At 43.9% G+C, this 13643-nt stretch carries 13 protein-coding genes and 1 tRNA gene; 11 read left to right on the plus strand and 3 right to left on the minus strand.

The features are described 5' to 3' along the window. Positions 1 to 256: 256 nt before the first annotated feature. Positions 257 to 366, plus strand: a tRNA-Asp gene (locus ACKI5J_RS08950). 515 nt (positions 367 to 881) lie between these two features. Here ACKI5J_RS08950 and ACKI5J_RS08955 read toward each other — a convergent pair. The 3 genes from ACKI5J_RS08955 to ACKI5J_RS08965 all read right to left on the minus strand — a co-directional run bounded on the left by ACKI5J_RS08955 (position 882) and on the right by ACKI5J_RS08965 (position 3143). After that, complete coding sequence (locus ACKI5J_RS08955; protein WP_407428660.1) at positions 882 to 1562, minus strand: MCP four helix bundle domain-containing protein; 681 nt, start codon at positions 1560 to 1562, stop codon at positions 882 to 884. Positions 1563 to 1713: 151 nt separating this feature from the next. After that, complete coding sequence (locus tag ACKI5J_RS08960; protein ID WP_407428662.1) at positions 1714 to 2547, minus strand: universal stress protein; 834 nt, start codon at positions 2545 to 2547, stop codon at positions 1714 to 1716. A 104-nt stretch (positions 2548 to 2651) separates the two neighbouring features. Further along, positions 2652 to 3143, minus strand: coding sequence for a YajQ family cyclic di-GMP-binding protein (locus ACKI5J_RS08965; protein ID WP_407428664.1), 492 nt, complete (start codon positions 3141 to 3143; stop codon positions 2652 to 2654). Positions 3144 to 3363: 220 nt separating this feature from the next. Between ACKI5J_RS08965 and ppk1 the strand changes: the two genes are divergently transcribed. The 10 genes from ppk1 to ACKI5J_RS09015 all read left to right on the plus strand — a co-directional run bounded on the left by ppk1 (position 3364) and on the right by ACKI5J_RS09015 (position 13643). After that, positions 3364 to 5427 (plus strand): polyphosphate kinase 1, encoded by a 2064-nt coding sequence (gene ppk1 / locus ACKI5J_RS08970; protein WP_407428666.1) that lies wholly within the window; start codon positions 3364 to 3366, stop codon positions 5425 to 5427. Then, a complete protein-coding gene (locus ACKI5J_RS08975) occupies positions 5424 to 6305 on the plus strand; it encodes an exopolyphosphatase (RefSeq protein ID WP_407428668.1) in 882 nt (293 codons plus the stop codon). The genes ppk1 and ACKI5J_RS08975 overlap by 4 nt, the downstream gene beginning before the upstream one ends. A 30-nt stretch (positions 6306 to 6335) precedes the next feature. Then, a complete protein-coding gene (locus ACKI5J_RS08980; protein WP_407428670.1) occupies positions 6336 to 7172 on the plus strand; it encodes a sulfite exporter TauE/SafE family protein in 837 nt (278 codons plus the stop codon). Next, positions 7169 to 7555, plus strand: coding sequence for a DUF1634 domain-containing protein (locus ACKI5J_RS08985; RefSeq protein WP_407428672.1), 387 nt, complete (start codon positions 7169 to 7171; stop codon positions 7553 to 7555). Before ACKI5J_RS08980 ends, ACKI5J_RS08985 begins: the two co-directional genes overlap by 4 nt. After that, on the plus strand, positions 7555 to 8376 hold the full coding sequence (gene murI / locus ACKI5J_RS08990) for a glutamate racemase (protein WP_407428794.1): 822 nt from the start codon (positions 7555 to 7557) through the stop codon (positions 8374 to 8376). The genes ACKI5J_RS08985 and murI overlap by 1 nt, the downstream gene beginning before the upstream one ends. Positions 8377 to 8643: 267 nt before the next feature. After that, the gene (locus tag ACKI5J_RS08995) at positions 8644 to 9144 is read left to right on the plus strand and encodes a DUF2975 domain-containing protein (RefSeq protein WP_407428796.1); all 501 of its coding nucleotides are present in this window, start codon (positions 8644 to 8646) and stop codon (positions 9142 to 9144) included. A gap of 2 nt (positions 9145 to 9146) precedes the next feature. Then, positions 9147 to 9347 (plus strand): helix-turn-helix domain-containing protein, encoded by a 201-nt coding sequence (locus tag ACKI5J_RS09000; RefSeq protein ID WP_407428674.1) that lies wholly within the window; start codon positions 9147 to 9149, stop codon positions 9345 to 9347. 303 nt (positions 9348 to 9650) lie between these two features. Further along, a complete protein-coding gene (locus ACKI5J_RS09005; RefSeq protein ID WP_407428676.1) occupies positions 9651 to 12305 on the plus strand; it encodes a valine--tRNA ligase in 2655 nt (884 codons plus the stop codon). A 2-nt stretch (positions 12306 to 12307) separates the two neighbouring features. After that, positions 12308 to 12958, plus strand: coding sequence for a hypothetical protein (locus ACKI5J_RS09010; protein ID WP_407428678.1), 651 nt, complete (start codon positions 12308 to 12310; stop codon positions 12956 to 12958). 34 nt (positions 12959 to 12992) lie between these two features. Further along, positions 12993 to 13643, plus strand: coding sequence for a hypothetical protein (locus ACKI5J_RS09015; protein WP_407428680.1), 651 nt, complete (start codon positions 12993 to 12995; stop codon positions 13641 to 13643).

Genomic DNA, 13643 nt, shown 5'->3' on the forward strand with positions numbered 1-13643 from the left:
CGGGAAACCAGCAATGGCTAACCACTCCTTGAAGGTTCGATTCCTTCCCTTACAGCTCCTTTCAATAATTTAGGTTTATAATTGGTTAGTTTGAGCTCTCGCCCATCGAGAGCTTATTTTTTGCTTATATATTTCGCAGGAATACAAGTCCTTAATTAGCGTATTGACAATGGATATTATTTTTTTTTAAAATATTTGCAATATATATTCCAGAGTTATTATCTTTGTTTCAACAACTTCTTAAAAGAAGCTATACTGTAGGGTGGTGAAACTGGCAGACACACCTCCTTGTCTCGGTGGCGGAGATCATGGGAAATCCGGAAACGGCCTAACCACTCCTTGAAGGTTCGATTCCTTCCCCTACAGCCCTTTCATATAATTTAGGTTTATAATTGGTTAGTTTGAGCTCTCGCCCATCGAGAGCTTTATTTTTTTTCGGCCTTTTTATTTTATCTCCGTATGCTATCAGAGTGATTACTGAAATTGTATTGCGTTTATATGCTACCCATATGATCGCCTGATAATCGCCACATGAGTCCGACCTGGTGAGTGTAAAGTCGGACTTTTTACGGCAGTTTGTCTGAACGTATACACGTCCATATAAAGCAATTTCAAACTGAGTACTTATCCGTGCTCTAGGCAAAATTCACGTCAATCAAAAAGTTGTGGACAGAAAAAACGTCAAACCGTTCCGGCCATACTATGGTGTATTTCCAAAAAGCAGCTTTGACAAAAGTTGTCAACAAGCCAGTGAAGAAGCATAGTGGGAGGCAGGTCATGCTGATAAGCAGGAGCGTGTCGTTTTTCAAGAATTGGCGAACAGATACAAACGGGGGATTTCGAGAGATCAGACTGAATGGGTAGACTTCAACGCTGATTGCTTAGTTTAAATTATACTTGTTTGATTTAACGCTCGTTACCTTGGCTGCAAATACAATTGCGATGATTAGCAGGCCGGTTATAATGCAGACGATAAGCTGTAGATTGGAAATAAGGTCAGACTTTGCTACATCATTTTTCAGGCTTTTTACCAGGCTGGCACCCACGTGCGATTGAATTCGCGTCAATTTCGAAAGATGATCCATCATTTTATGATGACTTTCCAAAGCGCGCGTATAGAAAGCAGATTTTGCAGCTTCTTTTGAGCCTTGTAACGAAAGATTGACAATTTCTTTTTCCATTAAAAGATACTCTTTCAGGTTTCGCCTGAGTCCGTTAAAATGAAGAAGCTCTTCGTCTACCAAATAGGTTTTTTCATATTTACTTATCAGAGAGTCTATCCTTTCATTCTGCCTTGTAAGCTGTTTGCTGATCAGGAGGGGGGAGGGATCGGATGACTCGAGGTATGATTCGAGTTGATCCCTTTTCTGATACGAAGCTTCTGCTAAGAAAAAGAGGTCAGTAGCCGGAATTAGCCTGTCTTCATAGATGGAAAGCACCGCCTTATTAATATTGTTGATGTTGCGGGTTTCAAGTAAGGTAAATATGGTGATGCAAAAAATTATGGATCCTAAAACACAAGCGATCTTAAATTTCTGCGGAATAGCGTATATCCATTTCATGAGGTGGAACTAAGTTGGGACGGTTCAATGGTAATATACATAAAAATAGCCTCTTACGTTTTTAAAAAGTAAAGACCGGCATTTTGCCGGTCTGTTACTACTTAATACTCCAACCCCTTGGTTCTTTACTGCAGAGGGGACTGCAGTGTATTTAATTCCTCCCAAACGGGATAGATAACAATGGTACTTTAGACCTTGATGCCATGATCCGCGTTTTGCTTCTGTGGACAATAGAATCCCACAAGCCATATTTCTGTGGAACCATTACGAGCAGGTCTGCGTTGTATTCTTCAATGCCTTTTTCAATACCCTCGATGATGCTTCCACCGTCTATCTCGCGGTAAGAATGGCTTACGCCCTGGAACTGCTCTTCAAGCGCCGCGTTGCCGCTTAATTCAGTGCGAAGCGTTGCGTTTGCTTTCTTTATTAATTTATCAACATGTAGCACCTGAACTTCAGCCTTCATGTCAGAAGCAATCTCACGAAGTCTTGACAGTGTTGTATTGGCTGTTGGGCACTTCTCGTCACAAGCAAACAGAATTTTGCTCATTCCTTTAAACTTGGCTTCCTGCGGAATAACGAGTACAGGGTATGTAGCATGCGCGATTATGGAGGTGGTTGTATTTCCAAACAGCTTTTGATCAATGCTGTCTCCCCTCATTCCCATCACAACAACCTCGGCCTTATACTCAGCAACCAGTTTGTCAAGCTCTTCCTGTAAGTCGGCCAGCTTACTGATAGTAATGACTTCGATGTCATAATTCACCGATGTTTTCAGTGCGATATACTCAAGTGAAGCCTTATTAGATGCAATCATTTTCTCAATTCCGGACGCGGGAAGGAGCGTGTTTGCTGCATGTGGCGGAATAACAAATGAGTTGTATAAAACTAACTTCGCATTTGCAAGTCTGGCCAGTGCAGCTGCATATTCCAATGCGTTGTTTGCGTCTTTAGAGAGATCTGTTGCTACGATGATAGTTTTCATAATCCTGGGGTTTTGTATATTCAAAGATAAGCCGGTTAGGTGGGATAAAATATGATTGCGGTTACTTAAAACCGTAATCTAGATTGCCATTGCCTGCCGTGCTCTTAGTTTCTCATATTGATGTATTGTAAAGGCTGGCCAAAGTCTTCAGCTCTGCAGAGTGATATCACGGCCTGCAGATCGTCAATCTTCTTTCCCTGCACCCTCACCTGCTCATCCATAATGGAAGCTTGCACCTTAACGCCGCTATCCTTGATTTTTTTTACAATTTTCTTTGCGGTCTCTTTGTCGATTCCTTCTTTGATTTTGATCTCTTTCCTGATCATGTTGCCCGAAGCATAGTGTTCCTTCCCGGTTTCCAGTGAATTGGGATCAAGACCTTGTTTCAGCATTCTGGAAATAATTGAATCGATAATAGCTTTCAACCGCATGTCGTTTTCTGTAACAACAGTAATTTCGTTAGTTTTCTTATCCAGCTCGACGGTACTCTTTGAGTCATTAAAGTCATATCTGTTCAGAATCTCCTTTTTAGCGTTGTTGATGGCGTTGTCCAGCGTCTGAGCGTCAATTTTACTTACAATATCAAATGAAGGCATAATATTAGTTTTATCTTGAGGTAAACTTACAGATTTATATGCATAAACGAGATTCTGTAAACATGTTCCGGCGAACAGGGTTTATGAAGTAAAGGCTGCTGAAAGAATGTTTCGGGTTCTTTAAGGAAGTTGACTGAACATCGATTTCTTAATGTAAATTTAACATTAAAATCTACAGCTTTGCAGGGTAACGGCCGTTGCTGTTATATAAACTATCTAAATGGCTAAGGGAAATATTCAGCTTACGAACCGTGAAATAAGTTGGCTATACTTCAACGAGCGTGTATTGCAGGAAGCCGCCGATGTTTCGGTGCCCTTGATTGAGAGGATCAGGTTCCTGGCGATATTTTCATCAAACCTTGACGAATTTTACCGAGTGCGTGTGCCTACCTTAACCAGGTTAGCCAATGTCAATGCCAAGGCGAAAGAGCTTCTTGGGTATAACCCAAAGAAGATTTTGAAAGAGATTAAGGAGATTGTCGTTAACCAGGAATATCGGTTTGACGATCTTTACGAAAACGTCATCATCAAGGAGCTGGAGGCTGAAAGAATCTTTATCATCAACGAAAAGCAGCTGAACGTAAAGAGAGGCGAATTTCTCCGCAATTACTTCCGGGAAAAGCTTCTGTCGACACTGGTGCCTGTGATGCTTGATGATAACAAGCCATTTCCTGAGCTAACGGATCGTGGAATTTACTTTTTCGTAAGGCTTAGCAAAAAAGATAAAAGGCAAAAGGTGCAGTACAGCCTTATCGAAATTCCTCTGAAAAGTCTGGAGCGTTTCATTGTATTGCCCGAGACCAACAACCTCAAGTTTGTCATCCTCCTTGATGATATCATCCGGTATTGTCTTGACGATATCTATTTTATCTTCGACTATCCGGAAGTAGAGGCTTATTCCATCCAGCTGACGCGCGATGCGGAGCTCACTCTGGATACTAATGTTAGTGAGAAGTTTATCGATACGCTGGCCAAGAGTCTGCAGAAGCGAAAAAAGGGGAAACCTATGCGCTTGCTGTATGATAATAATATCCCATTGTCGATGCTTAGTTATCTGGTGGCTAAACTGGACCTTACACCCGATGGTCTGATTCCCGGTAGCCGGTATCATAACTTCAAAGACTTTATTAATTTTCCTAATGTAGGCAGACCTGAGCTTGAATATCCTAAAGAGGTTCCGCTGAGGGTTAAGGATCTGGATCTGGGCAAAAGTATTTTTAGCCAGATGGCGAAGCGCGATTACCTCATTAATCTGCCATATCAATCATTCGACTACATCATTCATTTTATGCGCGAGGCGGCTATAGATCCAAAGGTGACGGAAATCAGCATCACGCTTTACCGCCTTGCCGCTAACTCCCGGGTGATAAACGCACTGATTAACGCAGCTAAGAACGGAAAAAAGGTAAACTGCCTGGTTGAACTAAAAGCCCGGTTCGACGAACAGAACAACATTTACTGGATGAATAAACTGGAGGAGGAGGGTGTTAACGTGAGCCATGGACTGCACGACTATAAAGTTCATTCGAAAATCTGTCTGGTAACCCGGATGGAGAAAGGCAAACCGGTATATTATGCCAGCCTGGCTACAGGTAACTTCAATGAAAAGACGTCTAAGATCTATTGTGATCATAGTTTATTTACCACTCATCAGGGTATAGCTAATGAACTAAGGCGCTTATTCAGGGGCCTTGATAAGAAGATGTTTCTGGACGATTACAAGTATCTGATCGTGTCGCCGTTGGAAACCCGTAAAAAGGTTTATGGCTTTATAGCCAATGAAATTAAACATGCACAGGACGGCAAGCCGGCATACATGGTGTTGAAGATGAACAGTTTGGCTGATGAAGAGATGATCGGGAAGCTCTACGAAGCGAGTAATGCAGGGGTGAAAATCCAGCTTATTATTCGGGGGATGTGTTGCCTCATTCCGGGGGTTCCGGGGATGAGTAAGAATATTGAAGTGATCAGCATCATCGACAAATATCTGGAGCATGCCCGCCTCTGGATCTTCGGGAACGGCGGAGATGAGCTGATGTTCTTGTCGTCGGCAGACTTTATGACGAGGAATCTGGACCAGCGTGTAGAGGTCGGATTTCCGATCCTTGATGCTGAAATTAAAAAAGAACTCCGGGATATGATCGACATACAGTTGATGGACAATACCAAGGCCCGCGAAATCAATGCCGCCAATACGAACCGCTACCGCCGTACGGAAGATATGGTTAAACACCGGGCACAAAAAGATATATACACCTATTTAAAAAATAAAGCACAGAAGTGAGATACGCAGCAATAGACGTCGGATCAAATGCCGTCCGCTTGTTAATAGCAGATATTAATCAGGAAGGCAAGGAAATTACATACAAGAAAAATACATTCATCCGCGTGCCTCTACGTTTGGGGGATGACGCGTTTATTGACAAAAGAATCGGTGAACGGAAAGCCGATGAGCTGGTGAAAACGATGACAGCGTTCAAGCTGCTCATGGATGTTTACAAGGTATCGGATTATATGGCCTGCGCAACCTCGGCTATGCGGGAAGCGGAGAACGGTGGGGAGATAACCAGGCGAATCATGAAAGAAGGTAATCTTGACCTGCAGATTGTTGAAGGCCAGACCGAAGCAAATATCATCTACTCAACACATATCGCAGAAAGCCTGGAGCTGGATAAGAATTATCTCTATATCGACGTTGGTGGGGGCAGCACGGAACTGTCAATTTTTACCAAGGGAAAGGTCGAGGTGTCGAGGTCCTTTTCCATCGGAACGGTTCGTATGCTTGACAATGCGGATACGCAAGAGGAATGGGATGAAATGAATAAATGGATCAAGGCAAACACACGTATCTACAAAAACCTGATTGGAATCGGAACCGGCGGGAACATCAATAAGCTGTTCCGGCTGTCTAATCAAAAAGATGGCAGCCCACTGAGTTTTTCGGTGCTTAACGATATGTACCTGAACCTGCGGTCTTACTCGCTGAAGGAAAGGATCACGCTGATGAAGCTTAATCCTGATCGTGCCGACGTTATTGTACCTGCATCTGAAATCTATCTCAGCGTGATGAAGTGGGCGTCAGTAAAGCAGATATATGTGCCCAGGGTTGGAATGGCTGACGGAATAATTCAGGTACTTATAGATAAGAATTTAAAATCATAAGTTTGCATGTCTTAACGCGGTATCAGGCTTATGAGCGTATTGCTGTTTACATCTATCCTCTTCATCGGTGCTATAGCGGCCGGTCTTGTCGGTGCGTTAACTGGCCTTGGTGGGGGAGTGGTACTTATTCCGCTGTTAACGCTGGTCTTTAACGTGGATATCAGATACGCGATTGGCTGCGCGCTCATTTCGTCTATAGCCACTTCATCTGGCTCGGCAGTGGCTTACATCAAAGAGGGGATCACCAACATCCGTATCGGTATGTTTCTGGAGATTGCGACTACAACGGGAGCGATAATCGGCGCGCTGATTGCTGTGTATATGCCGACCAATATAGTGGCGGTGATCTTTGGTGTGGTGCTGCTTTTTTCTGCGTTCATGGCTTTGCGAAAAAAAAACGAGGCGGCTGATACTTCTGAAAAAAGTAAAATTGCGCGTGTTCTTAAGCTGAACGGTTCTTATACCGGTCCCTCGGGACCTGTTGAGTATAAAGTTCATCGCGTCATTGGTGGTTATTCGCTGATGACTGTGGCCGGCGTGATTTCGGGACTTCTGGGTATAGGGTCGGGGGCTCTCAAGGTTTTGGCAATGGACACCATTATGCGGATTCCGTTCAAGGTAAGCACAACAACAAGTAATTTCATGATAGGCGTTACAGCAGCCGCCAGTGCGGTGGTTTACCTGCAGAGGGGCTATATAGACCCTGATTTGGCTATGCCGGTTGTGATCGGTGTGCTGATCGGAGCATTTGCAGGTTCGAAGATCCTTTTAACTGCAGATGTTAAAAAATTACGCTTGCTATTCAGCATAGTGATCGGCTTTCTCGCTCTGGAAATGATTTATAATGGACTAAGGGGGACTCTATGAGCAGATTGATAAAAACAGACAGAGATGTGGCCACAATAGTTGGCAAGCTTCTGAGGTTTGGGGTGCTTTCAGCTTGTCTGGTGGCTGTTATCGGGGGGCTTATGTTTCTGCTTCTTCACCGCTCAGAACCTTCTGATTTTACCCAGTTCAGAGGTGCGCCACAATACCTGAGAAGCCTTGAGGGTATCTATGGAGGTCTTCTTGCCTTTGATGCGAGAGCGGTTATCCAGGCTGGGGTAATTATCCTCATAGCGACACCGATACTGCGGGTAGTGCTTTCGATATTTGCCTTCGCACTCGAAGGGGATTATTTGTATGTGGTCATAACAGTTATTGTCTTACTTATTATTTGTGTTGGTATGTTTGGAGGTCTGGCGGGATGATGAAACAAGGGCCAATTGGGGTTTTTGACTCGGGATACGGGGGGCTGACGGTCTTCAAGGAAATCGTAAGACGTCTGCCACAATATAACTATATCTATCTGGGGGATAATGCCCGCGTTCCTTATGGAACCCGTTCGTTTGAAACGGTTTACCGGTATACCTGGGAGTGTGTACAGCATTTGTTTGCTTTAAACTGTAATCTCGTAGTACTGGCTTGCAATACGGCATCTGCAAAGGCTTTGCGTACTATTCAGCAAAACGACTTGCCACTTTATGATCCCTCCAGGCGTGTGTTGGGAGTGATCCGCCCGACGGCGGAGGTGATCGGCCAGTATACCCGTACCGGGAAGGTAGGAATACTGGCGACACAGGGAACGGTGAGTTCGGAATCATATGTTATCGAAATTCATAAGTTCTTCCCTGAAATACAGGTATACCAGGAAGCTTGTCCCTTATGGGTGCCATTGATCGAGAATAATGAGTTCCGGACGCCTGGCGCGGAGTACTTTATCCGGAAGAACCTGGAAAGCCTGTTTGCAAAGGGTCCGGATATCGACACGGTTGTCCTTGCATGTACGCATTATCCGCTGCTGACGGACATCATCAATAAATATCTCCCGGTGGGAGTGAATCTGATCTCTCAGGGGGAGCTGGTGGCCGACAGTCTGGCTGACTACCTGGAGAGGCACAGCGATTTACGCGCCTGCTGCTCGCTGGGAGATAGCAGACAGTTCTATACAACGGGTGGAGTGCCCGACTTTGATGAAAAGGCCTCGTTGTTTTTAGGCAGTGAAGTGCAGTCGGCGCAGTTGCTCCTCTGACCGTCCTTTAGATGGTCAAGTGCAGGAACATGCTTTATTTAAAAATATTCCTCATCGTGAATTAACAAGACCTTCAAGCAGAGTGTCTCTCATCATGAAACGCATCCCTAATATCAATATTTATTTATTGATATTCAATAAATAAATATTGATATTAGGTAAAAAGGTATTATATTTATTTGTAAATAACTCGATGCGATGAAAAAAAACCCACTTCTTTATGTTGCAACATTCACTTGCAAAATATTTTGCTTTGTACAGTTGGCAATGCTTTTGTTTATTACTGTAGTTTTGATACACTGGCACATAGATCGGGAATTTTATTCTGATACGGTATTAACGTCTGGCTTTCTGAACAGAAGTACAATTGGCTATTCTGTTACGACACGTTGGACAACGGACACACTCAAAGCTCCGCTAACCTTAAGTAATGTAAGACCTCCGTCTTTATACTTTTCATATATACAGCTATCCATGATTTTTCTTTTCACATTTTTAACTTTCAAGGAGTTTTTAAAGATTATACGGTCGGTAAGGTTGATTCAAACTTTTAAAAAGGCGAATATTAAATCATTTAGAAGCATCGGTAAATACTTTCTCCTGATTTTTATTTTAACTAGTTTTTCAGTCGTGTATTTTAAACAAGGAATGTTTTACGGTTTTTCTTTGAGTTTTACCCCTTTAATTTTGATGTTTGTCGCATACATTCTTGCAGAGATATTCAAAGAAGGTAATGACTTATCTGAAGAGAATCAATTAACAATTTAAGTATGCCTATCATTATAAATTTGGATGTAATGCTGGCGAAACGGAAAATGTCTGTTACGGAACTGTCGGAGCGAGTGGGACTTACTATGGCAAATGTCTCAATACTTAAGAATGGCAAGGCTAAAGCGATCAGGTTTTCCACACTTGAGGCGATATGTAAAGAGTTAGACTGCCAACCAGGAGATATATTAGAATATAAATAGCTAAATCAAACACTTGAACATAATTTCACCTTTATCCTCAGCCCGGCTCAATTGCGGCTTACGAGGGTAAGCTACATTCTGGTCTTCTGATTATCAGGTGTTCAACATGCGCGCTTTATAAAGTTTGCCGCAATTTGGCCCCTCAAACGCATTGCTGGAGGAAATAAGGTATTGCCGATCTCCTGGGACTAACAGAAAATCGCTGGGTGTAGGTTCGTTAGCAAGTCTCAAAACGCTTTATATTATTCCATATTTCGCATTAAAGGTTATTTTTGCGCATATATAATTTATACTCCCTCTAAAATGAGCATTTCTAAAACATATAATCCCAAGGAAACAGAAGATAAGTGGTACAGTTACTGGTTGGATAAAGGTTTCTTTCATTCAGAACCGGATGATCGTGAACCGTATACCATAGTAATTCCTCCGCCGAATGTCACCGGGGTGCTTCATATGGGGCATATGTTGAACAATACCATTCAGGATGTCCTGGTCCGCAGGGCGAGGATGCGGGGCAAGAACGCTTGCTGGGTTCCTGGTACAGACCATGCGTCTATTGCAACAGAAGCCAAGGTTGTTGCCATGTTGAAGGAGAGAGGCATAGAGAAAAAAGATATCTCCCGCGAGGAGTTTTTGAAGTATGCGTGGGAATGGAAAGAAAAGTACGGCGGGATCATTTTGAAGCAGCTGGAGAAACTTGGGGCTTCCTGTGATTGGGACAGGACTAAGTTTACTATGGATGAGGACCTGTCTGAAGCTGTAACCGATACGTTTATACATCTATACAATAAAGGGCTGATCTATCGTGGAGTTCGTATGGTTAACTGGGATCCAAAAGGGAAGACAGCGGTATCAGACGAAGAGGTAATCCGTAAGGAAGTTAACCAGAAGTTATATTACATCCGCTACCAGGTTGCTGGTACTGCGGACGAGCATCCGCAGTATATCATCATTGCCACTACTCGTCCTGAGACGATTATGGCGGATAGCGCGATTTGCGTGAATCCCAATGACGACCGTTATACGCATCTTAAGGGTAAAAATGTGATCATTCCTTTGATAAACAGAGAGATTCCTGTAATTGAGGATGCGTACGTGGAGATGGAATTCGGTACGGGCTGCCTGAAAGTTACGCCTGCGCATGATTTGAATGACTATGAGCTGGGACTGAAGCACAAACTCCCCGTTATAGATATTCTGAATGATGATGGTACGCTGAATGAGAAAGCAGTTATCCTGGTTGGCGAAGAACGTTTTGCAGCCCGTAAGAAAATCGCTCGCCTGCTTGAAGAGGCAGAATTGCTTGATAAAGTGGAAGACTATAAATCGCAGGTTGGCTTCTCCGAAAGAACCGATGCGGCTATAGAGCCCAAGCTGTCGCTGCAGTGGTTCTGCAAGATGGAAGAGATGGCAAAGCCTGCGCTGGAATATGTGCTGGAGGGTGATGTGAAGCTTATTCCGGATAAGTTCATCAATACCTACCGTCATTGGATGGAAAACGTTAAAGACTGGTGTATCAGCAGGCAGTTATGGTGGGGGCAGCGTATCCCGGCCTGGTATAACGACAAGGGTGAGTGGGTAGTAGCGAAGTCGGCTCAAGAGGCTGCCGGGTTATTTACGCAAGCCGGACAATCTGCCGGGGGTATTGTTCAGGATGAAGATGTGGTCGATACCTGGTTTTCGTCATGGTTATGGCCAATATCAGTGTTTGATCCATCGGTTTGCGGACATCCTGAAAAGGAAGGGAACAGAGATCTTCAGTATTATTACCCTACCAACGATCTGGTTACTGCCCCGGAAATCCTTTTCTTCTGGGTGGCCCGGATGATTATGGCAGGACATGAGTTCCGCGGAGAAGCACCTTTTAAGAATGTATACCTGACGGGTATTGTTCGTGATAAGCTTGGCCGAAAGATGTCCAAGTCTTTAGGAAATTCGCCTGATCCTATTGAATTGATTAACCAGTACGGTGCAGATGGTGTGCGCGTGGGCATGCTCCTGTGTTCTCCTGCCGGTAATGACCTGATGTTCGATGAGTCCTACTGTGAGCAGGGGCGTAATTTTACCAACAAGATCTGGAATGCCTTTAAATTGCTTAAAGGCTGGTCTGAATCTACAACGCCGGGAGAGAATCCGGATAATAAAGCAGCGATCAGCTGGTTTGAGAACCGTTTTGATGAGGCCCTGGTCGAGATTGAAGCGCATTACGCGCAATATCGTTTATCTGAAGCTCTGATGGCGACCTATAAGCTGGTTTGGGATGACTTCTGTTCCTGGTACCTGGAAATGGTAAAGCCTCCTTATCAGCAGCCGGCAGACGAGTTTACAGTGTCTGCAACAAAAGCCTTCTTTGAGAAAATCTTAACATTACTACATCCCTTCATGCCTTTCCTCACAGAGGAGTTATGGCATGATGAAATATTCGGTGAACGTACGGAGCTGGATTGCTGTGTTGTTGCGTCGTATCCACAGCCTGCGCCAACGGATGAAAAGCTGCTGAAGGAAATTGAGGTGATCAAGAAGGTCGTTTCTGAAGTTCGTAATACGCGTAACAGTAAGCAGATATCGCCGAAAGAAGCATTGCCTTTAGCTGTAAAGACAAACTCTGATGTGGATTATCAGGCATACTTGCATATCCTGAACAAACTCGCCAACTTGAGCGAGGTAACATTCGTCGAGGAAAAGGTTTCAGGCGCGTCTTCGTTTATGACGGGCCGTGATGAATTCTTCATCAGTCTCGAAGGTAATGTTGATCCGCAGGCGGAGTACGACAGGATGATGAAGGATATCGAATACTTTGAGGGTTTCCTGGCTTCTGTAAATAAAAAACTTTCCAATGAGCGGTTTGTTCAAAACGCTAAACCGGAGATTGTTGCTAATGAGAAAGCGAAGCAGGCTGACGCCGAAGCGAAGATCGCTACGTTGAAAGAGAGCCTGAAGGCCTTAAACCTTGGATAACCATGAAACATCTATTCTATTCATTTTTGCTGGTTGCTGTTATGAGCTGCCAGCAGTCGGGAACAACAAAGCAGGCTGCAAGTAAGGCAGAAGACAATCAGGTTGATTCTACCCTGCTGATTTCATGCGAAGGTGTTGGTGAAATTAAAATGAGCATCAGTTATGATGAGCTTGAAAAGCAGGTTGGGGCTAAGGCGCTGACTCCTCATGAAAATACGGTTTATGGTAATTTTACAACTGTTTGGGAAAATACCCCCAAGGCTGTAAATATCTACTGGAAGGAAAATACCCCTCCATATAAGACGATCAATTACCTGGAAGTAGTAGACCCCGCGTCTGTATATCGTACCACGGATTCTCTGCGTGTGGGAATAGGTATGCGCGACATGGTGCGCATGAACAACAACATGCCCCTTACTTTTCGTAATTTTTATGCTGAGGAGAGAAGCGGTCTGATTACGAGTTTTAATAACGGGGCTATTGCCGAGAGAAACCCTTGTCTTACCGGGGTGCTGGAGTGGTCGAGCCAGGAGAATGTCTATAAAGACCAGTACGAGGCATTCAAAAAGCAGGAAATTGTAGAGTCTCACGAGAAGATCCTACAAAGAATTGAGGTAAATCTTAGCGCTATCAGGGTGCTGAACAAACAATAATGCCGGTTTTGCTTTTGTATTAGAAAAGTTCCTTATGAAAAGAGTCGCTTGCTTTGCCCTGATATTGTCAATCATGTCTTGTACCAGCTCACCAAAAGTTAAAGAGGAGGCGGGCGACTGGCTGCAGGGAGGTGATCCAACGGAAATAACCTGCTGGGGCATCGGTGATATAGAGCTGGAAGATTCTTACGATATACTGGTGGATAAAGCCGGTCTTGATCAAATAAAGCAAGATTCTCTCTTTAAAGAAGGAATGTTTGAAAGAGTAATTACAAGGATATGGCCTGATTCTGAGAAAGAGATTATCGTCCACTGGAAAGAGAAAGAGCCTCCACTTGCGACTATTGAAATGCTCGAACTCCGGGATTCTTCTTCCGTTTATCACTTTACCAACGGGATTAAAATTGGTAGTACGCTACAGGATTTAGTCAAAGAGAATGGGGGGATAGAGTTCTCGTTCTATGGTTTCGGGTGGGATAACGGAGGTACTATCGTTGACTTCAATTCAGGGAAGCTATCCAATAACCTCCCATGTTTTCAGGGGGTGCTTGCTGTACCTCAGGAAGCCTCTGAGGATTCGGAAGCCGGGCAGGTAATGGGTGATAAGCAGATCAAATCGTCTCATTCGTTCTTCTCCAGGTTTAATCCGCGCTTGGTGAACATTAAAATTAAGAGCGTAGGTTAG

Source organism: Arcticibacter sp. (assembly GCF_045629565.1).
Lineage (GTDB): Bacteria > Bacteroidota > Bacteroidia > Sphingobacteriales > Sphingobacteriaceae > Arcticibacter.

What these genes read in the sequence shown, in the direction of transcription:
- ACKI5J_RS08955 (WP_407428660.1), bottom strand. Translation starts at nt 1,562, where the DNA reads ATGAAATGGATATACGCTATTCCGCAGAAATTTAAGATCGCTTGTGTT.
- ACKI5J_RS08960 (WP_407428662.1), bottom strand. Translation starts at nt 2,547, where the DNA reads ATGAAAACTATCATCGTAGCAACAGATCTCTCTAAAGACGCAAACAAC.
- ACKI5J_RS08965 (WP_407428664.1), bottom strand. Translation starts at nt 3,143, where the DNA reads ATGCCTTCATTTGATATTGTAAGTAAAATTGACGCTCAGACGCTGGAC.
- ppk1 (WP_407428666.1), top strand. Translation starts at nt 3,364, where the DNA reads ATGGCTAAGGGAAATATTCAGCTTACGAACCGTGAAATAAGTTGGCTA.
- ACKI5J_RS08980 (WP_407428670.1), top strand. Translation starts at nt 6,336, where the DNA reads ATGAGCGTATTGCTGTTTACATCTATCCTCTTCATCGGTGCTATAGCG.
- ACKI5J_RS08985 (WP_407428672.1), top strand. Translation starts at nt 7,169, where the DNA reads ATGAGCAGATTGATAAAAACAGACAGAGATGTGGCCACAATAGTTGGC.
- murI (WP_407428794.1), top strand. Translation starts at nt 7,555, where the DNA reads ATGAAACAAGGGCCAATTGGGGTTTTTGACTCGGGATACGGGGGGCTG.
- ACKI5J_RS08995 (WP_407428796.1), top strand. Translation starts at nt 8,644, where the DNA reads ATGCTTTTGTTTATTACTGTAGTTTTGATACACTGGCACATAGATCGG.
- ACKI5J_RS09000 (WP_407428674.1), top strand. Translation starts at nt 9,147, where the DNA reads ATGCCTATCATTATAAATTTGGATGTAATGCTGGCGAAACGGAAAATG.
- ACKI5J_RS09005 (WP_407428676.1), top strand. Translation starts at nt 9,651, where the DNA reads ATGAGCATTTCTAAAACATATAATCCCAAGGAAACAGAAGATAAGTGG.
- ACKI5J_RS09010 (WP_407428678.1), top strand. Translation starts at nt 12,308, where the DNA reads ATGAAACATCTATTCTATTCATTTTTGCTGGTTGCTGTTATGAGCTGC.
- ACKI5J_RS09015 (WP_407428680.1), top strand. Translation starts at nt 12,993, where the DNA reads ATGAAAAGAGTCGCTTGCTTTGCCCTGATATTGTCAATCATGTCTTGT.